Source organism: Gemmatimonas sp. (assembly GCF_044345575.1).
GTDB lineage: Bacteria > Gemmatimonadota > Gemmatimonadetes > Gemmatimonadales > Gemmatimonadaceae > Gemmatimonas.
Window position 1 is genome coordinate 1 of record NZ_JBIJAW010000019.1, and the last position, 22,083, is coordinate 22,083.

Annotated in this window: 19 protein-coding genes; 15 read left to right on the plus strand and 4 right to left on the minus strand. The window is 67.2% G+C overall.

Annotated features, from left to right (window positions below; genetic code table 11):
- Positions 1-193: 193 nt before the first annotated feature.
- The 4 genes from ACIQ6O_RS02515 to ACIQ6O_RS02530 are packed head-to-tail and all read right to left on the minus strand — an operon-like array spanning position 194 to position 4,817.
- Positions 194-853, minus strand: a complete 660-nt coding sequence (locus ACIQ6O_RS02515) for a hypothetical protein (RefSeq protein ID WP_396206192.1) — start codon at positions 851-853, stop codon at positions 194-196.
- A gap of 34 nt (positions 854-887) precedes the next feature.
- Complete coding sequence (locus tag ACIQ6O_RS02520; protein ID WP_396206193.1) at positions 888-3,275, minus strand: penicillin acylase family protein; 2,388 nt, start codon at positions 3,273-3,275, stop codon at positions 888-890.
- A gap of 40 nt (positions 3,276-3,315) precedes the next feature.
- Positions 3,316-4,320, minus strand: coding sequence for an NAD(P)H-dependent flavin oxidoreductase (locus ACIQ6O_RS02525; RefSeq protein ID WP_396206194.1), 1,005 nt, complete (start codon positions 4,318-4,320; stop codon positions 3,316-3,318).
- Positions 4,317-4,817, minus strand: a complete 501-nt coding sequence (locus ACIQ6O_RS02530) for a hotdog fold domain-containing protein (protein WP_396206195.1) — start codon at positions 4,815-4,817, stop codon at positions 4,317-4,319. The genes ACIQ6O_RS02525 and ACIQ6O_RS02530 overlap by 4 nt, the downstream gene beginning before the upstream one ends.
- 233 nt (positions 4,818-5,050) lie before the next feature.
- Here ACIQ6O_RS02530 and ACIQ6O_RS02535 point away from each other — a divergent pair, with 233 nt between their 5' ends.
- The 15 genes from ACIQ6O_RS02535 to ACIQ6O_RS02605 form a co-directional block, all read left to right on the plus strand.
- On the plus strand, positions 5,051-6,262 hold the full coding sequence (locus ACIQ6O_RS02535) for a glycosyltransferase (protein WP_396206196.1): 1,212 nt from the start codon (positions 5,051-5,053) through the stop codon (positions 6,260-6,262).
- A 133-nt stretch (positions 6,263-6,395) separates the two neighbouring features.
- Positions 6,396-6,857 (plus strand): RrF2 family transcriptional regulator, encoded by a 462-nt coding sequence (locus ACIQ6O_RS02540; protein ID WP_396206197.1) that lies wholly within the window; start codon positions 6,396-6,398, stop codon positions 6,855-6,857.
- Positions 6,858-7,187: 330 nt separating this feature from the next.
- Positions 7,188-7,598: a P-II family nitrogen regulator gene (locus tag ACIQ6O_RS02545; protein ID WP_396206198.1), complete on the plus strand. Its 411-nt coding sequence runs from the start codon at positions 7,188-7,190 to the stop codon at positions 7,596-7,598.
- Positions 7,598-8,965 (plus strand): ammonium transporter, encoded by a 1,368-nt coding sequence (locus tag ACIQ6O_RS02550; RefSeq protein WP_396206199.1) that lies wholly within the window; start codon positions 7,598-7,600, stop codon positions 8,963-8,965. The genes ACIQ6O_RS02545 and ACIQ6O_RS02550 overlap by 1 nt, the downstream gene beginning before the upstream one ends.
- A gap of 511 nt (positions 8,966-9,476) precedes the next feature.
- Complete coding sequence (gene tilS, locus ACIQ6O_RS02555) at positions 9,477-10,862, plus strand: tRNA lysidine(34) synthetase TilS (RefSeq protein WP_396206200.1); 1,386 nt, start codon at positions 9,477-9,479, stop codon at positions 10,860-10,862.
- Complete coding sequence (gene hpt / locus ACIQ6O_RS02560) at positions 10,855-11,430, plus strand: hypoxanthine phosphoribosyltransferase (protein ID WP_396206201.1); 576 nt, start codon at positions 10,855-10,857, stop codon at positions 11,428-11,430. The genes tilS and hpt overlap by 8 nt, the downstream gene beginning before the upstream one ends.
- Positions 11,431-11,454: 24 nt before the next feature.
- Positions 11,455-13,422 carry an ATP-dependent zinc metalloprotease FtsH gene (ftsH, locus tag ACIQ6O_RS02565; RefSeq protein WP_396206202.1) on the plus strand — a complete coding sequence of 656 codons (1,968 nt, stop codon included), beginning with the start codon at positions 11,455-11,457 and terminating at the stop codon, positions 13,420-13,422.
- A gap of 34 nt (positions 13,423-13,456) precedes the next feature.
- The gene (locus tag ACIQ6O_RS02570) at positions 13,457-15,265 is read left to right on the plus strand and encodes a protein O-mannosyl-transferase family (protein ID WP_396206203.1); all 1,809 of its coding nucleotides are present in this window, start codon (positions 13,457-13,459) and stop codon (positions 15,263-15,265) included.
- Positions 15,266-15,276: 11 nt separating this feature from the next.
- On the plus strand, positions 15,277-15,984 hold the full coding sequence (locus tag ACIQ6O_RS02575; protein WP_396206204.1) for a YggS family pyridoxal phosphate-dependent enzyme: 708 nt from the start codon (positions 15,277-15,279) through the stop codon (positions 15,982-15,984).
- Between the two features lie 17 nt (positions 15,985-16,001).
- Positions 16,002-16,631, plus strand: coding sequence for a DivIVA domain-containing protein (locus ACIQ6O_RS02580; protein WP_396206205.1), 630 nt, complete (start codon positions 16,002-16,004; stop codon positions 16,629-16,631).
- Positions 16,628-17,491, plus strand: a complete 864-nt coding sequence (locus ACIQ6O_RS02585) for a purine-nucleoside phosphorylase (protein WP_396206206.1) — start codon at positions 16,628-16,630, stop codon at positions 17,489-17,491. The genes ACIQ6O_RS02580 and ACIQ6O_RS02585 overlap by 4 nt, the downstream gene beginning before the upstream one ends.
- 28 nt (positions 17,492-17,519) lie before the next feature.
- Positions 17,520-20,807 carry an isoleucine--tRNA ligase gene (ileS, locus tag ACIQ6O_RS02590; protein WP_396206207.1) on the plus strand — a complete coding sequence of 1,096 codons (3,288 nt, stop codon included), beginning with the start codon at positions 17,520-17,522 and terminating at the stop codon, positions 20,805-20,807.
- Positions 20,807-21,241, plus strand: a complete 435-nt coding sequence (locus ACIQ6O_RS02595) for a TraR/DksA family transcriptional regulator (protein ID WP_396206208.1) — start codon at positions 20,807-20,809, stop codon at positions 21,239-21,241. The genes ileS and ACIQ6O_RS02595 overlap by 1 nt, the downstream gene beginning before the upstream one ends.
- A gap of 1 nt (position 21,242) precedes the next feature.
- Positions 21,243-21,776, plus strand: coding sequence for a signal peptidase II (gene lspA, locus ACIQ6O_RS02600; RefSeq protein ID WP_396206209.1), 534 nt, complete (start codon positions 21,243-21,245; stop codon positions 21,774-21,776).
- A gap of 2 nt (positions 21,777-21,778) precedes the next feature.
- The coding region (locus ACIQ6O_RS02605) for a signal peptidase II (RefSeq protein WP_396206210.1) at positions 21,779-22,083 on the plus strand (305 nt) is incomplete at its 3' end.

Here is a 22,083-nt window from a genome sequence, read left to right on the forward strand (position 1 = left end):
CCTACCGCAAAGGAAATCGGGCGCCCCGCGAAGCGGTGGCGCCCGTTTTGTTCTACCGAATCCCTCCCACACTGCGTGCTGTAGTTCCTGCCGTCTGCCGTCTGCAGGTAGACCGCAGTAAGCAGGTCCGCAGTAAGCAGGTCCGCAGTAAGCCGTCCCGCAGTACGCCGTCCCGCAGTACGCCGTCCCGCAGTTACATCGCAAAGCAGTAGTACAACCCGTTCCCCCCCGTCGCCTGCAGATTCTTCTGCCCGCAGCCGCGCGACGCGTGGGCGAAGTTCCAGCTTGTCGGGTTGGTCCCGCCACCCTGCCGGTCATGATGGCCGACCGACGCGCTGCCGGTTTCGCCGTTGCTCGTCCAGTTGCTGCACGTACTGTCGCCATCACCGGGCTGCACGCGGCCGTCGAGCGTGGACCCCGTGAGCACGTCGTGCATGTTGGGCGTGTCCCCGCGGCCGTTCACCACCGCGCCCTTCTCGGTGAGGCTGTTGTCCTTCGAGAGCTTGTTGGCATCGCTGTGGAGATCGTCCACACTCGTGGCGACTACCACGCCCTTGGCGTTCTTCCACGGACCCTTGCCGATGCGGTCACGTGCGTTGATCGCCTGCTTGCCACCCACGGCCTGCTGACTGAGATACGCGTGCCACGTCTTGCCGCGCACGCCGGCCGCTTCGGCGAGCATCGCGCAATGCCGGTCGGCGCCTTCCAGCCCACCGAGGTTGGCGCCGTCACCGGAACCGACGCTGGTGATGAAGAACGACATGTCCTGCTGTGCGAACGTGATCGGACGCGGCGCCGGGTCCGCAGCAAGCGAAGCCGCGGCGATGATAACGGGAAGAGTGAGCGAGAGCATGCGCGAGTTCTCCTGGGAGTGAGTGGTGGGAGGGTCAGGGACGGAGTACGACGACTTCGGCCGTTCGCTTGGCGATCGCCGCCGGCGAGTACGGCAACGGCACGAAGGTATTCTTGGCCCAGAGCGGGAAGAGGTTCGCGTAGAACGCACTGCGCGGGTCACCGCTCTGGCCTGGCGTGTTCGTGACGATGGCGCTCTCCCAGTCGGACACATCGATCACTACGCGCAGGCTCGCCCCGTGATTCTGATTGTCCGCGTTGGACGTGGCGAGCAGCGTATTGCCGTACCCGCCGCGTGGAGCCGGGCCGGGTGACAGGACGCGCTTGAGCGAATCGTTCACCAGCGCGTCGAGGGGATGGGCGATGCGGCTGTGATGGAAGCGGGCGTCACCATACTTCCACTCGCTCATATCGTCACCGAACCGCTTGCGCAGATCGCTCAATGCTTCGTTGAAGGCGCGGACGAGCACGAGGTTGCGCGCATCCGCGGGCCGTTCGCCCAGCAGCGAGTCCGGTTTTTCGAGCCACTCGACAACACGGGTGAGCGGCACGGAGCCGACGATCGGGCGTACCTCGAGCGGCAGCACCAGATCCGACGTGTGCGACAGCAGGCGACGTTCCCACGCGGCGTAAATCGCGGCGCCGCGCGAGTCGACATCGAGCACGCGGTTCCACGCCAGCACGGTATCGCGTGCGGCCTTCGCGGCCGCACTGGTGACGTCGACCGACGCCAGCAGCGGCACGAGCCGGCGCGCGGGCAGCGACAGGGCATCGTGTTGCAGCGCGCCCGAACTCGTCACCGTCGCCCGACGCGTGGTGTCGAGCACCTGCTGCAGCCGGTCGCGACGGAATCCATCACCCCAGTCACGCGCCAGCGCCTCGAAGTGGTCGTAATCGCGCGCGACGTTGAACGCGTTGGCCGTGCCGATGAAGCCGCGTGTCGGGTTGGTCTCGTTGGGCAACTGCGCGATGGGCAGGTAGCCATCCCACTCGAACCGCCCGTCGCCTGGCACGGGCATGAGCCCCTCCCAGTTGCGCCGAATCGGGGCGATACCAGCCGTCTGCCAGCCGATGGTGCCGCTCGTGTCACCCCATACCCAGTTGAGGGTAGGCATGCGGGCGTAGGTGAGCGCTTCGCGCGCTTCGGGCCACGTGCGGGCCTGATCGAGCCGCAGGCTGGCCAGATACGGGGCGCCACCTGGCTCGAGCCAACCAGCGCGAAGGGCCACCGCCACGTGCCGCACGGAGTCCACGTGCAGCACGGGGCCGTGACGCGTGTACTGGAGGGTCACCACAACCGGCACGCCATTCTTCACGCGCACGGTATCGCGAAGGGTACGGAGCGCCTCCTGCGCGCCACGATAGCGATACGTACGGTTCGACGCATCGAGGTCGTACACGTACAGGTCTTCGCTGTCGATGCCGAAGATCGTGAGCCCCCACGCGGCATGCTGGTTGTGGCCGATGGCCACACCGGGAATACCGGGCTCCCCACCGCCGATCACGTCCCACCCCGGTGCTTTCAGGTGTACGAGATAGCGGAGCGACGGCACCGAAATCGCACGGTGTGGATCGTTGGCGACGAGCGGCTTGCCGCTCGCGGTGCGTGCCCCGCTGATCACCCAGTTGTTGCTCTCCAGGCGGTCGCGCGGCGCCACCTCGGTGGAATCCGCAGCGCGCGGCTGCGGCTTGCGCCAGGCTGCGGCGAGTTCGTCGGCGCGAAACGCGGGGGCGTTCTTCGACCCGCGCAAGTCCGCCAGCAGTTGGGCATCACCAACGGCATTCATCGCGCGCGCCACGACACTGTCGAGCGCCAGCGTCACATTGCCCGGTTCGTACAGGTCGCGCCGCTTCATCCCCTCCGACCCCAGAATCCGCACGGCGCGGGCGACGTTGGGCTCCGCACTCGCATTGTTCGCGAGTGCATTGTGGCGCGATACCACCACCTCGGGCGTCCAGTGCCCCGGTTCGATGCCGAGGGCGGCAAGATCCGGGGGCATCAGCGAGCGATCGGCGCGCACCCGGTCCACCCACGCGTTCACCCCGTCGACGAACGCGCCGATGATCGCCTTGCCCCGCGGATGGTAGTGCGCGAGTTCCACGTCCATGTCGCCGCGATAGCGCATGAGACGCGCCGCCCGGTCACGTGCCACCCAGCGCGGCCCCAGCGCCTCGGCCATCGTGCCCGTGGCCTGCCGGCGCCACAGCTCCAACTGGAACAGCCGATCGCGTGCCGCGCTGTAGCCCTGCGCAAAAAACAGATCATGCTCGTTCTGCGCTTCGATGTGGACGATGCCCGCGCTGTCCCGCGTGAGGGTCACCGGCGCCTGCAACCCCTTGGTGCTGATCGGCTGAGCGCCCGCAGCGGACGACAGCAGGACGAGGGCTGCGGCAAGAGCTCCGCTCGTACGTGGCGTGAACATGCGAAACAGGAGTCGTGGGAAAATGAAAGACGCGCGCCGGTCAGCCGCGCGTGGGTGCGGGACCGGACGCGGTGTCGAGGGCGGCGGCGAATTCGTCGACGATATCGGCCGCCGAGCGGATGTCGTGAATGGCGTCGACGCTGCGACCGGCCTGCCAGTAGTCACTGTTGGCGCCGTCGACGCTTGATCGCTTGAGCTGGCGCAGCGAGCGCAGCGCGTACCAGGTGCGGATCCAGTGCTTCGTCTTGCGCCCCTTGAACAAGAGACGCGACAGCGGCCCCACGGTGGTCCCAAGCCGCTCCACGTACGGGGTGCGAAGCACCGAAACCGGGACACCGGTGAGCCGCTCGGTGAGTACCACGTCGGCCGCCGACGCCCGCACGATCGCCTGCTTGTAGCGGAGATCGGAGTTGCATTCGTGGGTGGCGATGAATCGCGTGCCCAGCTGCACGCCGGCATAGCCCATGTCGAGTAGCGTGCGGAATTGCGACGGCTCACCCACGCCGCCCGCTGCCACGACGGGGAGCTGCAGATCGGCCACCTCATCCAGGAGCGCGCGGGCGTCGCGTGATCCGGTGTGCCCGCCCGCGTCGCGGTTCACCGCCACCAAACCGTCGACGCCACCGTCGCGACCCTTGAGCGCCCACTTCCGCTCGGTGACGTCATGGTACACCACGCCGCCGGCGGCATGTACGCGGTCGCATACCCAGCGGGGATTGCCGAGCGAGGTGAGAAAGAACCGGACGCCTTCCTCGAGCGCCGTCTCCACCCAGCGTACCATGCGGTTGTGGTACGTCTTGCTCGACGCCTCGATCAGCGCGTTGAAGCCGATGGGCGCGCCGCCGCTCAGCGCGTTGATGTGCCGGAGCCCTTCGCGGAAATCGTACTTGTGCACATACGTGAGCGCGATCGGTTGCACGATGCCGAGTCCGCCCGCCTTGCTCACGGCGGCCACCAGTTCCGGATTGCTGCACGGATACATGGGGCCGCAGATGAGCGGGACGCGTATGTGGGCGTGGCGCGTGAGCGCCGTGTCGATCGTCATGGCGTGGGGGGCGAGAGGCGCCAGTGAACGGTGGCGACGGCCACGGTGTCTCCGCTGGCGTCGGTGATGGTGGCGTGCACGTTGTGCGTGAGGCTCTCGGTCAGCCCGTTCGCGACCGCGTCGGGGATCGGCGCCCGCGTCTCACACGCGAGCCGGCCGCGCGCCTTCTTGCGATACTCGATGGACAGCCCGGTCACAATCCCGCGCACGCCGGGCGGGAGGGCCGTCATGAGCGCCACGCCACTGGTCATCTCGGCGAGGTTCACGAGTGCCACGGCGTGAATGGAGGCGAGGTGGTTGCGCACCCCACGGCGGTCGGCGAGCTCGACGCGCGCATATCCGGGCTCGACATGCGTGTACACCCCGCCCACGGTGCCGGTATAGGGCGCGGTGCGCCCGACCGCCCAACTGAAGAGGCGGGGGCCGAAGGGTAGTGAGCGCAGGCGGTGCCAGTTGGTCAGCAGCTGGGTACCGGGCGACGGATTGGCGCGCGACACGGGGGCGTGAGGAGGGAACGAGCGGAACGACCGTGGGTTGAGGCTACCCCGTGTCGCAGCAACTCGCCACCTTCGCCGGAACCGGAAGGGGCAGGTTCCGGCTTTATTAAGATGGCGCGGTTCGCGCCGCATGGGTTGTTCGGACACCTCTACCGGTACGCGATGGTCCCCGCACATCTGGTCATGTCTTCGGCATCGGTCCCGGTCCGCGCGTCGCGCGCGCTGGGCTCGGCATGACGATGCCGGCGCTCTTTGCCGACACGGGACGTCTCGTGGGGCTGGTGCTGCTCGCCCTGCAGGTGTGGCTGCTCCTCGTGTTGCTGGTCCGGCTCATGCCGGGGTACTCGCGCCGCCCGCCCATTGCGCCTCGGCGTACCCCGCGTCACGACACGACGGTGACCGTGATGGTGACCACGCTCAACGAAGCCCAGCGCGTGGGGCCGTGTCTCGAAGGACTCATGCAACAGCAGGCGCCGCTGCTCGAGGTGCTCGTGGTGGACAGTCGCTCCACCGACGGGACGCGCGAGCTGGTGGAGGCGGCCGCGGCACGTGATCCGCGCATTCGTCTCGTTACCGACGATCCGCTTCCACCCGGCTGGGTGGGGAAGGTGTGGGCGCTGGAGAATGGGCTGCGCCACGCCAAGGGGGAGTGGGTCCTGGGCATCGATGCCGATACCGTGCCCGCGCCCGGCCTCGTCGGGGCCGTGATCGATGCGGTGGAGCAGGATGGCTACGACGTGGCCAGCTTCTCTCCGCAGTTTCGCGATCAGACCCCGGCTGAACGGTTCGTGCAACCCGCGATGCTGTGCACCCTCGTGTATCGCTGCGGCGCGGCCGGAGCCACGCAGCCGCCGCCGGATCGGGTGCTGGCCAATGGCCAGTGCTTTATTGCCCGTCGTGATCTGCTGCTCACGCACGGGGGGTATTCGTGCGCGCGCAATTCGTGGTGTGATGATGTGACGCTCGCCCGTCACCTGGCGGCGAATGGCGCGCGTGTGGGGTTCCTCGATGGCTCGAACATCATTCAGGTGCGCTCGTACGCCTCCCTTTCGGAAATGTGGCGCGAGTGGGGGCGGAGCTTCGACCTCAAGGACGCCACGCCGATGTGGCGGCGCTGGCTCGACGTGGCCCTGGTGTGGGCCGTGCAGGGGTTGCCTCTCCCCATCCTGCTGGTGGTGGGGACGCTCATCGCCACGGGGGCAGTGAATCTCGTGGCATCTCCCAGCGCCATGCTCTGGCGAGCGCTGTTGCTCGTGAACGGATCGGCGCTGTTCATCCGCCTGTTCATGCTCTGGGCGCTTCGGGGGTGCTATGCCGAGCGCGGACTCACCTTCTGGTTCTCATGGGTGGCGGATCTTGCCGCCTCCTGGCGACTGACGCTCAGCACGGCCCGCCGACCGAAGGCGTGGCGCGGGCGCTCGTTCGAAAGTCTCGCCGCGTCGTAGACCTGGGCGCGCTGCCTGCTCAAGGTGAGTGGGCGCGCGCGGTGAGGTACTGGATACTAAGTATGTAAAATACTATTTTTATTCAGGCATTGTCTCACGAGCGCCGCTATGGCTGAGCCTGCATATTACCGACATGCGACTTACACGATTCAGTGACAATGCGCTTCGTTGCCTCGTGGTGCTGGGGCTCGAACCGACCGAATGCATCACGGTCCAGGTCATCGCGAGCCGGATGAACATGTCGTACGAGCACCTCGTGAAGATCGTGCAGCGACTGGCCGAGCTCGGCTATGTCGAAACGGTGCGTGGTCGCAACGGCGGTGTGCGCCTGGCCATGCCGGCGGACGAGATTCGCTTGGGCAAGCTGGTTCGTGAGACGGAGGAGAATCTCACCTTGGTGGAATGCTTCGATGCCGAGCACAACACCTGTCCCATCTCGCCGGTGTGCCAGTTGGCGGGGGTGCTCGACGAGGCGCTGACGGCCTTTCTGGCAGTGCTCGACCGGCACACGCTGGCCGACGCCCTGCAGCCGCGTGAGCATCTGGTCGCCCTGCTGCGTCGGGAGCGGGCGCCCGCACCGGAGCCCGCGGTATAGCCGGCGGGGCGGTGATGGCGGTGCGCGAGAGGCGCGAAGCTCACGGGCTTCGCGCCTTTGTGTTTCTACTACCGCCCGCGGACGCGGTCGCGGCTGCCGCCACCGCGGCGGCAGGCCCGTTCGGCACCAGACACGACGGATTGCGGTGTTTGTTCGCATGTGCGTGCTCTTGGTTCGCCTGCTTTGTCTTTCGTGCGCACGGAGCGCCGTTTGCTGATCGAAGGGTCGATCTGTCCGGTGGAACAAGTCGCACTGTTGTGCGTTTTGTGCTGATACGGCAAAAATTCCGATACACCCGGTCAGAGGGTGTCGTCCTGGACTCGGAGTCTCATGAAGCTCATCGTCGCCGTCATCCGGCCCGAAAAACTCGCTGATGTCAAGCGCGCCCTCTTTCAAGTGGGCGTTACCGGCATGACCCTCTCGCGGGTCAGTGGACATGGGGGCGAGCGCGATGTCGTCCAGCAGTACCGCGGGGAGTCCGTGGTGCTGGAATTCCATGAAAAGGTGCGCATTGAGATGGCCTGCTCCGAGGAATTCGTCGAGCGGACCATTCAGGCCATTTGCGACGGGGCCCGGACGGGCGACGTGGGCGACGGCAAGATTTTCGTGTTGCCGCTCGACCGTACCGTGCGCATCCGCACGGGTGAGCGCGACAACGAGGCGCTGACGGCGGTGAATGCCGACGAAGTCATGCGGCAGACCCAGCTCGAAATGCGCGTTCCGACGCGGGAGAACTCCTGATGCCGTTGCTCGCCATTCTGCCGGCCCTCACGGCCGCGCAGGCCGACGCACCGACCGTCTCCCCCGGTGATACCGCATGGGTGCTCATCAGCACTGCGCTCGTGCTGCTCATGGTGCCCGGGCTCGCCTTTTTCTACGGCGGATTGGTCCGTACGAAGAGCGCACTCAACACCATGCTCATGAGCCTCGGGGCGCTGGGCGTGGTCACCGTGCAGTGGGTGCTCTTCGGCTACAGCTTGGCCTTCGGCCCGGGATCGTCGTGGATCGGCGGCTTCGAATGGATCGGATTTGCGGGGGTGACCGCGGCGCCCAACCCCACGTATTCGGCGCTGCTCCCGCACCTGCTGTTCGCGGCATTCCAGGCGATGTTCGCGGGGATCACCGTGGCGCTGTTTTCCGGTGCCATCATCGATCGCATGCGTTTCGTCGCGTATCTCGCCTTCGGCGTGATCTGGACCACCATCATTTACGACCCCCTCGCACACTGGGTGTGGGGTGACGGTGGCTGGTTGCGCAAGCTGGGCGCGCTTGACTTCGCTGGCGGGACGGTCGTGCACATTTCCGCCGGTACCACGGCGGTGGTGCTGGCGCTGTTCCTTGGCCCCCGCCGCGACTTCAAGCGCATTCCCAACGTGCCGCACAACGTGCCGTTCGCGCTGCTTGGGGCGGGACTGCTCTGGTTCGGGTGGTTCGGATTCAACGCTGGGTCGGCGCTCGCGGCCGATGGGATCGCGGCGAATGCACTGGTCACCACGCATTCAGCGGCGGCAGCCGGCATGATCACGTGGCTCGTGCTCGAACTCGTGAAGGGCGGGCGCGCCACGGCGGTCGGCGCCGCGACCGGCGCCGTGGTGGGCCTCGTGGCCATCACCCCGGCCGCTGGCTTCGTGACCCCGCTCTCGGCCATCCTCATGGGGGCGCTCGCCGCGCCGTTCAGCTTCTTCGCGCTGCACTACCGGCCGAAGACGCGCCTCGACGATACGCTCGACGTGTTCGCCTGCCACGGCGTGGCCGGCATCATGGGCGCGGTGCTCACCGGGGTGTTCGCTTCCAAGAGCGTCAATCCGGCCGGTGCCGACGGGCTGCTGCACGGCAACCCGGGGCTCATCGGCGTCCAGGTGCTGGCCGTCGTGGCCACCATCGCCTTTGCGGCCATTGCCAGTACGCTCATCCTGTTCGCGCTGCAGGCCGTGATGCCGCTACGCGTGCCGGTCGAGGTGGAGGTGCAGGGCATCGACCTCGCCGAACATGGCGAAGAGGCGTACCACGGGGGTGATCTGTCCGACCTGACCGGCCGCAAGACCGCCCTCGGCGATGCGGTGGTGATCTCCGCGACCGACCTCGCGCGCGTCCCGCGCGTCGCCTAAGGAAGAACGGGCGAAAGCGGGAGAAAGGGAGAAAAGGGGGAACAGATATTGGGAGAAAATGTCAGTTTCCCCCTTTCTCCTTTACACCGGCTACGAAAAACAAAAGGGCCCGCTCGATGAACGAGCGGGCCCTTCGTGCATGAAGCGGGTTGGAGTCTTACGACTCGAAGCCGCCCTGCTTCTGCTTGAGCCACGTGAGTGGGATCACGAAGAGCGGCGAAAGGAACAGGCCGAGCAGGATGTTGATCCAGGTGAGTGCCATGTAGTAGGCAGTCATCCCGAACGATGCCCAGATAGTGCCGAGGGTGCCGTGTGATTCCACTGTGAGTCTCCGGTGACGTTATGTGGCGGGGCACGCGTGGTGGCGCGCACGCCAGAACACGACAACAGTAGTCGAGTTCGGGCGGGCAGGGTAGTGGGGTGTCCCCGCCCCGTGGGCGCCGACGCGTTTATCACGCGTCGGCGGGGGGGAACGGTTGACGACGTGGTACCCATCCCGCTTTTGTGCGGAATGGATCGGCCGCACTCCGAGTTCCACACCGACGACATCGCCCCGGGCGATCTGCTGCGCGCCGTGCTCGAGGTCGCTCTGCAGGGCACCTCGCAGCCCCTGGTACTCGCCGTGTCGGGCGGGCGCGATTCCATGGCGCTGTTGCATGCCATGGCGCGCTGGGCGCCGTCGCGCGTGGCGGCGGTCGCCACCTTCGATCATGGCACCGGCAACTATGCCACCGAAGCGGCCAGTCTTGTGGCGGCCCAGGCCCGGCGGCTGGGACTCACCGTGGTCCGAGAGCGGGCACGGACCGGTGGCACGAGCGAGGCGGCGTGGCGCGACGCCCGGTGGGCGTTCCTCCGGCGCGTTGCGCGGGGCTTCCGCGCCCGGGTCGCGACGGCTCACACGCGTGACGACCAGGTGGAAACGATCGTGATGCGGGCGCTGCGCGGGAGCGGGGCACGCGGTCTGGCGGCGCTTGCCGCGCCGGGCGATGTGCTGCGTCCCTGGCTCGGGGTGTCGCGGGCTGAACTGACGCGCTGGGTGGAGGGCGAGCAGCTCTCCTATCTCGAAGATCCCATGAATGCCTCGCGCGCCTACCTGCGCGGCCGCGTGCGCCATGAGTTGCTCCCGGCGTTCGAGCGGGTCTCCCCCGGATTCAGCGAGGCGCTCCTCGCCATCGGCGAGCGCGCGGCGGAGTGGCGGCGCGACGTGGAGCAGTATCTGGACGGCTGCGGTCTCGCCATCAGCGCGTCGGGGGCGCGGCTCACGGTGCCGGCGCGCGTGCTCGAACGCACGACCGATGAGGGGCGCGCGGTCTTGTGGCCTGCGATCTGCGGGCGTGTCGGGGTCACGCTCGATGCCAACGGAACACGGAGCGCCGTGCGGTTTACGATGTCCGACCGCCGCGGGGCGCACATCGTGCTTGCCGGCGGCGCCACGATCTCCCGCCATCGGGATGCGCGTGGCGAGGTGTTCGAGGTGCGCCGGGCCTCGGCGGTCGATGGAGGGGCGGTGCGCGTCAGCAGTGCGCCGGCGCCGTCGTTCGACGGCGTGGTTGAGGCGCTGCCGTCGCGGTTCGGGCGGTGGCGTTTTCGGCGTCTTGGTGTCGAGCCGTTGGCGAACGATGCCTGGTGCATCGGGTTGCCGGTCGGTACACCGGTCGTTGTCCGCGCGTGGGAACCCGGGGATCGCATTCGAACCGAGGGGGCTCCAGCAGGGCGACGGGTAACTCGGTATTTTACGGAGTCGCGGGTTCCCGTACTGGATCGTCCGTCGTGGCCGGTGTTGCTGGCCCATGGCGAACCGGTGTGGATCCCCGGAGTCTGCCGCGGTCTTGCGGCACCGTCCCGGCCCGGTAGGCCGGAACTGATCTGGTACCGGTGTGAGCGCGAGTTTGACTGAGCAAGCTGGGGGTTCCATCACGGGCGGGGCCGTTGATCCGCGGCTGGACGGGCGTGCCGTCAAGCGCATCGTGTACGACGCGTCCACGATCGATGCCAAGGTGCGTGAACTCGGGGCCGCCATCACGGCCGCCTATCCCGATGGAGATCTGTTGGTGTTGGGGCTGCTCAAGGGCAGCTTCATCTTCCTGAGCGACCTCGTGCGACACATCGCCCGGCCGTTGCAGGTGGATTTCCTGGTCGCGTCGTCGTACGGTGATGCGATGGAATCGAGCGGCGTGGTGCGTTTGCTGTACGATCCGGAAACGGAATTGGAAGGCAAACACATTCTTCTCGTCGAGGACATCGTGGATTCGGGGCGGACCCTCAATCGGCTCGTCGAACTCCTCGGTGAACGGAAGCCCAAGTCGCTGGAAATCTGCGCGTTGCTGCACAAGCACATCGCGACCGAGCTCCACCATCCCACGCGGTTCATCGGGTTCGATGCCCCGCACGAATTCCTGGTCGGGTACGGATTGGATCACGCCGAGAATTTCCGGCACCTCCCGTACGTGGCCAGCCTGCAGTAAGGCGGTTATCCCATGGCACCAAACATGACCCCCTCGCCGAAGAAGCCCACCAACTGGGGCCGGATCTCCAAGACGGTTTCGTTCTGGATCCTCGTGCTCCTCATCCCGGTGGCGTTCCTCTCGTACGGTAACGGCCGCGAAGCGGCCGCCCCGGAAATCGGCTATTCCGATTACCGCCAGCAACTGGCCGCCGGCAACATCAAGCAGGCCACGTTCACCGAAAACGTCCTCACGGGCCAGTTCAACCAGGAAGTCCGGGTGTCCAACCGCCCGGCCAAGCGCTTTACGGTGCGTCTGGTGCAGGGCTCGGCCCCGAAGGAGCAGGAAGACCTCTACAAGGCCGGCGTCAAGACGGCCACGACGGAGCCGCGCGCCAACTTCGGCAGTCTCCTCGTGACCATGCTGCCGTACCTGCTGCTCATCGGCTTCTGGATCTTCCTGTTCCGCCAGATGCAGGCCGGCGGCAACAAGGCGTTCTCGTTCGGCAAGAGCAAAGCGAAGCTGCTCAGTGGCGACACGCCGAAGATCACGTTCGCCGACGTGGCCGGTGCCGATGAAGCTAAGGTCGAGCTGCAGGAAATCATCGAGTTCCTCAAGGACCCGCAGAAGTTCACGAAGCTCGGTGGCCGTCTGCCCAAGGGCGCCCTCCTCGTGGGCCCGCCGGGTACCGGCAAGACGCTGCTCGCCAAGGCCGTGGCCGGCGAGGCGGGCCGTCCGTTCTTCAGCATGTCCGGTTCCGACTTCGTCGAAATGTTCGTCGGCGTCGGCGCCTCGCGCGTGCGCGATCTGTTCGAGCAGGGCAAGGCGCATGCGCCGTGCATCATCTTCATCGACGAAATCGACGCCGTGGGCCGTCATCGCGGCGCCGGACTCGGCGGTGGTCACGATGAGCGCGAGCAGACGCTCAATCAGCTTCTGGTCGAAATGGACGGCTTCGAGTCGAACGACGGCGTGATCCTCATCGCCGCGACGAACCGTCCCGACGTACTCGATCCGGCGCTCCTGCGCCCGGGCCGCTTCGACCGCCAAATCGTGGTGGACGCGCCCGACCTTCGCGGCCGCGAGGGCATCCTCAAGGTGCACCTGCGCAACAAGCCCATCGCCGACGACGTGAGCGTGACCTCGCTCGCGCGCGGAACCCCGGGGATGGCCGGTGCCGATCTCGCCAACCTTGTGAACGAAGGCGCGCTGCTCGCGGCCCGCAAGAATCACGAGAAGATCTACATGAGCGATCTCGAGGAAGCGAAGGATCGCGTCATGCTGGGGGCCGAGCGGAAGTCGCTCGTGATGAAGGAGGAGGAGCGTCGGCTCACCGCCTTCCACGAGGCGGGACATGCCGTGTGCGCCATGATGGTGCCGGGCAACGATCCGCTCCACAAGGTCACCATCGTGCCGCGCGGCCGCGCCCTCGGCATTGCGTTCACGCTCCCCGAAGACGATCGCGTGTCCGTGACGCGTGAGCAGCTCGAAGCGCGTCTCGTGATGGCCTACGGCGGTCGCGCGGCCGAAGAAATCGTGTTCGGTCACAATCGCGTGACCACGGGCGCCGCGAGTGACATCCAGCAGGCCACGAGCATTGCGCGTCGCTATGTCACGCAGTGGGGGCTGTCGGATACCATCGGCCCCATCCTCGTGGGAGACAACGAGCAGGAGCTGTTCCTCGGTCGCGAGATCCAGTCGCGTCGCGAAGTGTCCGAACAGACCGCCCAGCTCGTGGATTCCGAGGTAAAGCGCGTGGCGTTCGAAGCGCATGCGCGCGCGGTATCGGTACTCACCGAGCACCGCACACTCCTCGATTCCGTGGCCACGATGCTGCTCGAGCGTGAGACGCTCACGCGCGACGACATCATCCTGCTCAAGGACGGCAAGCCGCTGCCGCCGCGGAGCGGCCCGGACTTCCCGTCGCCGCCCGCACCGATCGCCACGCCGGTCGCGGCCCCGCGCCCTGTGACGCCGCCGCTGCTCGGTGGCCCCGAGGTCGTTCCCGCGTAATGGCCGCTCGTTGAGGCCAGCCGGTCGAATCACGTTGCCCAATACCATCGTCGCCGCAGTCGTGGCGACGATGGTGCTTTTGGGCATCTATCTCGCCACCGCGGCACCCGATCTCACGTTCTGGGACGCCGCCGAGTTCATGACGGCGGCGCATACGCTGGGGATCCCGCATCCGCCGGGGACGCCACTCTGGGTGTTGCTTGCGAACGTGGCGGCAAAGCTGTTCGGCAGTGCTGCCCCACCACGTGCGGTGACCCTGCTGTCCGTCTGGGCGGCGGCGCTCACGGGGGGCGCCGCGGCATATGCGCTCGCCCGCTGGATCGGGGCCCGCGGCGCGGTGGTTGCCGCCGTGATGGCCGGCACCATGTACAGCGTGTGGAACAACGCCACGGAGACCGAAGTCTACGCCGTGGCGATGCTGGCGAGCGTCGCGGTGCTGCTCGCGGGCGAGTATGCCGGACGCATCGAGGCCACGTCCGCGCAGCGGCAGCGTGGGCGCGCGCTGGTCGCCTTTTTGGCCGGCCTGGCCGTGCCGCTGCATCTGTCCGTCCTCGTGGCCGTACCCGCGGCGGTCACCCTCGCATGGCGCGGGGAGCGGCCACGCGCGCGGCAGGTCGCCGCGTGGGCGGCGTTGTTCGCCCTCGGCCTCTCGGCAGTGGCGGTCCTTCCGCTGCTGTCCGCCCGGAATCCGGCCCTCGACAGCGGCGATCCGGAAACGCTGCGTTCGCTCGTCGCGGTGCTGCGCCGCGAGCAGTATGCCGTGGCAGGACTCTGGCCGCGACGCGCCCCGCTCTGGCTACAGATCGGCAACCTGTTCGAATGGGCGGACTGGCAGGTGGCCCTCGGCGTGCACCCGCATCCGGAGCCGGCCCTCGGGCGCACGTTGCTGTCCCTTTCGTGGGCATGGCTGGGCGTCCTTGGTTTGCGGCGGCTCTGGCGCGTCGACGCGCGGGTGGGGCGGGGGATGCTGGTGTTGCTGGTGAGTGCCACCGTGGGCATCGCCCTCTGGCTCAACCTGCGGGCTGGTCCGAGTTTCGGGGTGGGCGTGCTTCCGGCAGACGCGCCGCACGAGGCCCGTGAGCGCGATTACTTTTTCGCGCTGGGGTTCTGGACGTGGGGATTGCTGGCCGGGGCGGGGCTCACCACCGTGGCCACCGCGCTTGCTCGTCGGCTGCCCGCGCCGGTCGCCTTGCTCCCCTTCTCTCTGGCCCTCGTCCCGGTGCTGGCCAATCGGCCCGTGACCGACCGTACGCTGGAACCGGTCGTTACGCTGCCCCGCACGTACGCCCGTTTACTGCTCGAAGCGGTGCCGGGCGGTGGCGTTCTGGTCGCCGGCGGCGACAACGACACCTTCCCGCTGTGGTATCTGCAGCAGGTCGAGGATGTTCGCCCCGACGTCACCATCGTGACCGTTCCGCTGTTGGGGGCCGAATGGTATCGGGCGAGTCTGGCGCGGTCGGGCGTGCTGCCGCGCGCGCGGGTGGCAGCATGGGGTGGCGTCGACGCCACCCTCGCATCGGTGATGGCGCAGAGCTCGCGTCAACGCCGGTCGCTCCGCGTGAGTGCGCTCCTGTCGGCGGCTGATCGGAAGCGCCTCGATCCCACGATCGGCTGGGCCCTGCAAGGGGCGGTGTACGCCCCCGACAGCACGGTGGCGGCCGGGGCCACCGTGCTGGATACGCGGGCCATGCGGGCGAGCCGCGACCAGGTGCCCCCGGGGGCGCTGCGGCCGCTGCCGCCCTTCGCGGAACCGGCGGCGCAGACGGCGCAGGAACTGCTACGGTGCGCAGCGGTGGGCGGCCTCACCGATACGTTACTTGTGTCGGGGTGCAGCGGTATCTAACCTTATGTGCTATGCCAATTTCCGACCATGTCGCGACACTGCGGCCGGAGGCCGTGCAGGAAGCGGTAACGGAGGTGCGCGCGCGCATCGCCGAGGCGCGCGACCGCGGCGGACATGGTCAGGAGGTCACGCTCGTGGCGGTGACCAAAACGCACGGCCCTGAAGCGGTCGAAGCGGCGTGGCAGGCGGGCGTGACCGATGTGGGCGAGAACCGCGTGCAGGAAGCCGAAAGCAAGATGGCCGTGGTGAGGGCGCCCGTGCGTTGGCACCTCATCGGTCACCTTCAGCGCAACAAGGCTCGGCATGCATTGCGCTTCGATCTGGTGCACGGACTCGACAGTGAGCGGCTGGCGGTGGCCCTGCACGACGAGGCGGTCAAGGCGGGGCAAACCCTCGACGTCCTCGTGCAGGTGAACGTGAGTGGCGAGTCCAGCAAGAGCGGGCTCCCGCTGCTCGAGGTCCCGGCCTTCGCCGACCGTCTGCAGTCGATGCCCTCGCTGCGCGTACGCGGGGCCATGACCATGGCCCCGTTCGAAGCCGACGAAACGGAGTTGCGGCACGTGTTCACGGGCGCTCGCAGCGCCCGCGACATGCTGCGCGCGGGCGGTCATGCGGCCGAATGGCTCAGCATGGGGATGTCCGGCGATTATGAAATCGCCGTGGAAGAAGGAGCCACGCATGTGCGCCTCGGCACCGTGCTCTTCGGTAGTCGCACCTGACGCACCCGGAACAGCGAATGACCGACGAAGACTTCCAGGGGGCCCCCCAGGGGTTCCACCTCACGGCCATCGATGCACGCCGCTACGACTTCGGCAGCGCATTGCGCGGCTACGATCGGGGGCGTGTCGACCAGTTCCGTGAGCAGGTGGCGGAGGAGCTTGAGCGCCTGGCCCGCGCCAATCAGGAACTCGAGGTCAAGGCGCGCACCCTTCACGACCAGTTGAAGTCGTTTCGCGAGCGCGACAAGGCGCTCAACGAAGCGCTGGTGAGCGCGCAGCAGCTGCGCGGCGAGATTCGCGAACAGGCCGAGCGCGAGGCGCAGCTCATCGTACGTGAAGCGCAGCAGGATGCCGAGCGGCATCTTGCCGCGGTGCGCGACGAAATCACCCGTGCGCAGCAGGAGCTCCAAGGGCTGTGGCGCACGCGCCGGGCCTATCTCGCGCAGCTCCGCAACCAGCTCGAGCGCCAGCTCGCCGAACTGAATTCGAGTGAGCAGGAACCGCTCCCGGACTTCACCACACCTCGGGCCGCCTCGGCGGCGGTGGCGCAGGAACCCTCGGTAGCGCGCGAGATTCGGCAGCTGCCGCACCGCAACATGGCGCCTACGCCCAGCTGGCTCGACGCCATCGAAGAGGGCCAGCAGTGAACGGTGCTGTCGCGGCGGGGGAGTCGCATCTGGCACACGCGGGGCACACGCGCGAACGCATCGATGCGTGTGCGCACGCCGTGCGGGCGCGCTACGACAAGCCGATCGACTGCGCGATCATCCTCGGCACCGGCCTCGGTGGACTCGCCGACGAGATCGACGTCGAACAGGTGATCGAGTACCGCGAGCTGCCCCACTTCCCGCTCTCGACGGTGGAGTCGCACACCGGGCGCTTGCTCTGTGGAACCCTGGCCGGCAAGACGGTGATCGCCATGCAGGGGCGTTTCCACCGCTACGAGGGCTACTCGCTGCAGCAGGTCACGTTCCCCGTGCGCGTGTTGCGGGCGCTCGGCGCCGACACGCTCATCGTGAGTAACGCGTGCGGCGGGATGCACCCGCTGTGGGCGCCCGGCGATCTGATGCTCATCGCCGACCATATCAATCTGCTCGGCGACAACCCGCTCATCGGTCCGAATGACGACTCGCTCGGTCCGCGCTTTCCGGACATGTCGGAGCCGTACGATGCGGCGCTGCGCGGGGTCGCCCGCGCGGTGGCCGCCGACGCCGGCATTGCGCTGCGTGAGGGCGTGTACGTGGCGGTGCAGGGGCCCAATCTGGAAACACGCGCCGAGTATCGTTTTCTGCGCAATCTTGGCGCCGACGTGGTGGGCATGAGCACCGTCCCGGAGGTCATCGTCGCGGTCCACGGCGGCATGCGCGTGCTCGGGCTGTCAATCATCACGGACCAGTGCCTGCCTGACGCCCTCAAGCCGGCGCATCTCTCCGAGATCATCGCGGTGGCCCAAAGCGCCGAGCCCAAGCTCTCGGCGGTCGTGCGCGGCGTGCTGGCGCGTCTCTGATTTTCTTCGTTCTCCTCCTTCCGTGCCCATGACGCAGGACACCGTGCTGTACCCGTTGCTTCCGGAAACCAGCGCCGACGATCTCGAGCGCGGTATCCTCACCACGTGGGATACCGAGAAGCTGTTCGAGCAGTCGCAGGCGGCTCGCGCCAACGCCAAGCCCTTCGTGTTCTTCGAAGGGCCGCCGACGGCCAATGGACGCCCGGGTATTCATCACGTCTTCGCGCGCACCATCAAGGATCTCTTCTGCCGTCACCGCGCCATGCAGGGGTTCTACGTGCCGCGGAAGGCGGGGTGGGACACGCACGGCCTGCCGGTCGAAATCGAGGTCGAGAAGGAGCTGCAGCGCGAGGAAGCGGCAAGGCAGGGCGTCGATCCCAGCGAGATCGCGAAGCTGGGCGGTAAGCAGCTCATCGAGCAGGTGGGCGTCGCGGAGTTCAATCGTCGCTGCCGGGAAAGCGTGTGGAAGTATCGCGGCGAGTGGGAGAAGCTGTCGCATCGCACCGCGTACTGGCTCGACTACGACAACCCGTACGTCACGTACTCGCACGATTTCGTGGAGAGCGTGTGGTGGGCGCTGCGCACCATGCACGAGAAGGGGCTGCTCACGCGCGGCCACAAGATCCTGCCGTATTGCGCGCGCTGCGGCACGGCGCTGTCGAGCCACGAAGTGGCGCAGGGCTACGATGATGTCGAGGATCCGAGCGTGTACGTGGCGCTCGACCTGCTCGACGAACAGGGCAATGCGCCGGCGATGCGTCGTCGTATTCTCGTGTGGACGACCACGCCGTGGACGCTCGTGTCCAACACGGCGCTGGCGGTGCACCCCGATCTCACCTACGCCGAACTGCGCAAGAAGTCCGGTGCCGAGTGGACGATCATCCTGGCCGAGGCGCGGGTACCCGGGGTGCTTGGCGCTGATTGGGCCGACCGCTGGGACGTGGTCGGTACGATGAAGGGCAGCGATCTCGCTGGTCGTCGCTACCGTCGTCCACTCGACTGGGTCGAGTATCCTGCCGAGGGCCGGCACGAGGTTATCGTGCCCGAGGAGTTCGTCTCGGCCGATGACGGCTCGGGCGTGGTGCACATGGCCCCGGCATTCGGTGCCGACGACTATGCTGCCGGTCAGCGTCATGGTCTGGCGTTCGTGCAGCCGGTGAATGCGCGCGGCGAATTTGTGGAGGGCACCCCCGAGGTGGCGGGGCTCTTCGTGAAGAAGGCCGACCCGCGCATCATCGAGGTGCTGCGTGAACGTGACGTGCTGTGGAAGGCGAGCCAGTTCGTGCACGCATATCCGCACTGCTGGCGGTGCGGCACGCCGTTGTTGTACTACGCGCGCGGCTCGTGGTTCGTGCGTACCACGGCAGTGCGCGATGCGCTGTTGCAGCGGAACGCGCTGGTGAACTGGAATCCCACCGAGGTGGGCACGGGGCGCTTCGGCGAGTGGCTGTCGAACAACGTGGATTGGGCCATCTCGCGTGACCGCTACTGGGGCACGCCGCTCCCGGTGTGGATCAACGATGAGGATCCCACTGAAGTGGACGTGATCGGGAGCTACGCCGATCTCGCGCAGCGTATTGGGACGCCGCTGCCGGAGGACTTCGATCCGCACAAGCCGCACATCGACCAGTACACGTGGCCCGCGCCGAGCGGCAAGGGGACCATGCGTCGCGTCAACGAGGTGATCGACACCTGGTTCGACTCGGGCTCGATGCCCTTCGCACAGTGGCACTACCCGTTCGAGAACCAGGACGTCGTGGCCGCGCAGTTTCCGGCCGACTTCATCTGCGAAGGCGTGGACCAGACGCGTGGCTGGTTCTACTCGCTCATCGCGATCGCGACCACGCTGGGGGACGCGTTGCCGAACAATGGCAACGATCGCGCCGCGCCGTATCGCAATGTCGTGGTGAACGACCTCGTGCTCGACGCACAGGGACAGAAGATGTCCAAGTCGAAGGGCAATGTGGTCAACCCGTGGGACGTGATGGAGCGCCACGGCGCCGACGCCGTGCGTCTCTTCCTCGTGGCGTCGAGCCAGGTGTGGGTGCCGCGCCGTTTCGACGAGAACGCGATTCGCGAAACGGCCGGGCGTTTCCTGCTCACGTTCCGCAACGTGTACAACGGCATCTTCGCGCAGTACGCCAACTTCGGGTGGCAGCCCAGCGCCGCCGATCCGGCGGTGAGTGAACGGCCGGCGCTCGATCGGTGGATTCTCTCGCGGCTCACCCGGGTGGAGCGCGAGGTCAATGCGCACCTCGACAACTACGACGCCACATTGGCGGCCCGTCGCGTGATGCAGTTCATGGATGACGATGTCTCCAAGTGGTACGTGCGGCAGAGTCGCGCGCGATTCTACGAGGTGGACACCGCCGACAATCGCGCGGCATTCGCCACGCTCCACGAAGTGCTTACCGTCACGTGCCGGCTGCTGGCCCCCTTCGCGCCGTTCATGACCGATGCGGTGCACCGCGCCCTCACGGGCACGTCGGTGCATCTCGCGTCGTACACGCGCGCGAATCCCACGCCGGTGGACGACGCGCTCGAGAAGGCGATGGACGACGTGCGCACCCTCGCGGGCCTCGCCCATGCGGCGCGTGACGTGGCCGACGTGAAGGTACGGCAGCCGCTCCCGTCGATTCAGTGCGTCGTGCCCGGTGACGCGTCACTCGTGGCCACCCTCGGCGACCTGCTCGCGTCGGAGTTGAACGTGAAGCAGGTGGAATTCGTCACTTCGACCGACTCGCTCGTGTCGCTCGAAGCCAAGGCGAATTTCCGAACGCTGGGGAAGAAGTTCGGCAAGGAGACTCCGCAGGTGGCCGAGGTCATCGGCACGCTCGAGCTCGCCGTGCTGCAGCAGTTAGCGGCTGGGCAGAGTGTCACGATTCAGGCCGCCGGCGCCGAACGCTTGATTGCCCCCGAAGACGTCGCCATCATCCGGCGCGCCTCCGGTGCAGCGGTTGTTCAGGAAAATGGTGGGTATGGCGTGGCACTCGACCCCACCATCACGCCGGAACTCCGGTTGGAAGGGCTGGCGCGCGAGGTCATCAGTCGCGTCCAGCGCCTGCGCAAGGAAGCGCAGCTCGCAGTCAGTGATCGGATCGTCCTCGCCGTGTCGGGCGATGCCGAGGTGGAAGGCGCCGTGGCTGCACACCGCAGCCGCATCGCCGAAGAGGTGCTCGCCGTCCGATTGCTGCTCGGCGACGAAGTGGGCGTGTCGTTCGCCGATCAGGGCAACGGCGCGATGTGGACCGCTACGCAGTCGGGCGACGTCGATGGACGTGCGTTCCGGCTTGCGCTCACCAGGGAAGAATTGTGATGGCTGAATCGAAGCCCGCGTCCGCGAAGGACGCCAAGAAGCCGAAGCCGATGCCCAAAAAGCAGCTGCAGCACTTCGAGAAGCGGTTGCTCGAGGAGCGGAAGCGAGTCCTGAAGGAGCTCGGTCATCACAGTGAAACCCTGGGCCCGAACGGCGAAGCGGCAGACGGGGACAGCAGCGCGTACTCCTTCCACATGGCCGATCAGGGAACCGATGCCATGGAACGCGAGAAGGCGTTCTTGTTCGCTTCCAAGGAAGGGCGATTCCTGTGGCACATCGATCAGGCCCTCCGGCGCCTCTACAAGGCCCCGGAAACCTTCGGCAAGTGCCATCAGTGCGGCGAGGACATCGCGTTCGAGCGGCTCGACGCGCTCCCCAACGCCCGGTATTGCATCGCGTGCAAGCAGCGCGAGGAAGACGCGAAGAAGGGATGACGTGAAGGCGATCGTCGCATTTCCCGTCTTCCTCGTCGTCGTCGTACTCGATCAGATCAGCAAGCTGGTGGCCGAGGCGACGCTCGCGGCGACGCCGCAGCCGGTGTTCGGTGAGTGGCTTCGCTTCGCGCTCGTGTACAACCCGGGGGCGGCGTTTGGGCTGCACCTGGGTCCGTACTCGCGCTGGATCTTCATGGGGCTCACGGCCGGCGCACTCGTGATCCTGAGCCGTCTCTACCGGCAGACCGAAGACGGTGACTACCGCCGCGTGCTGGCTATCGGGCTGGTCGCGGCGGGTGCGGTGGGGAATGTCGTCGATCGCATCCGCTCCGAGTACGGGGTCGTGGACTTTATCGACATCGGATTCGGCATTCATCGCTGGCCCACGTTCAACGTGGCCGACATTGCCGTGAGCGGCGGTGCGATGCTGCTCGCGTTGGTGCTGTGGAACGAAGAACGTCGGGAGGGGGAACTAGCCGAAGCGGCTCGCGCACAGGCGGCCGCTCCCTCCGATACGGCCGATTACGCCCCTTGACCATGCCGTCTACTACCCGGCCGCCCGCCGCGCGCTCCGTTGCCGCCGATGCGGAGCTGCTCGATACGCCCGCCGCGTCCTCCACCGTGCGCTTCTGGGTGATCGTCGCGATCACGGTTGTGCTCGATTTCGTAACCAAGGCGCTGGCCGTCGAGCATCTCGTTCCCCGCCACATGCCGCACGACATCATTGGCGACGTGGTGCGTTTCACCCTCGCCTATAACCCGGGGGCGGCCTTCGGCATGCACCTCGGTCCGGGGTCGCGGTGGATCTTCGCGGGGCTGAGCGTGGTCATTGTGGGGGGCCT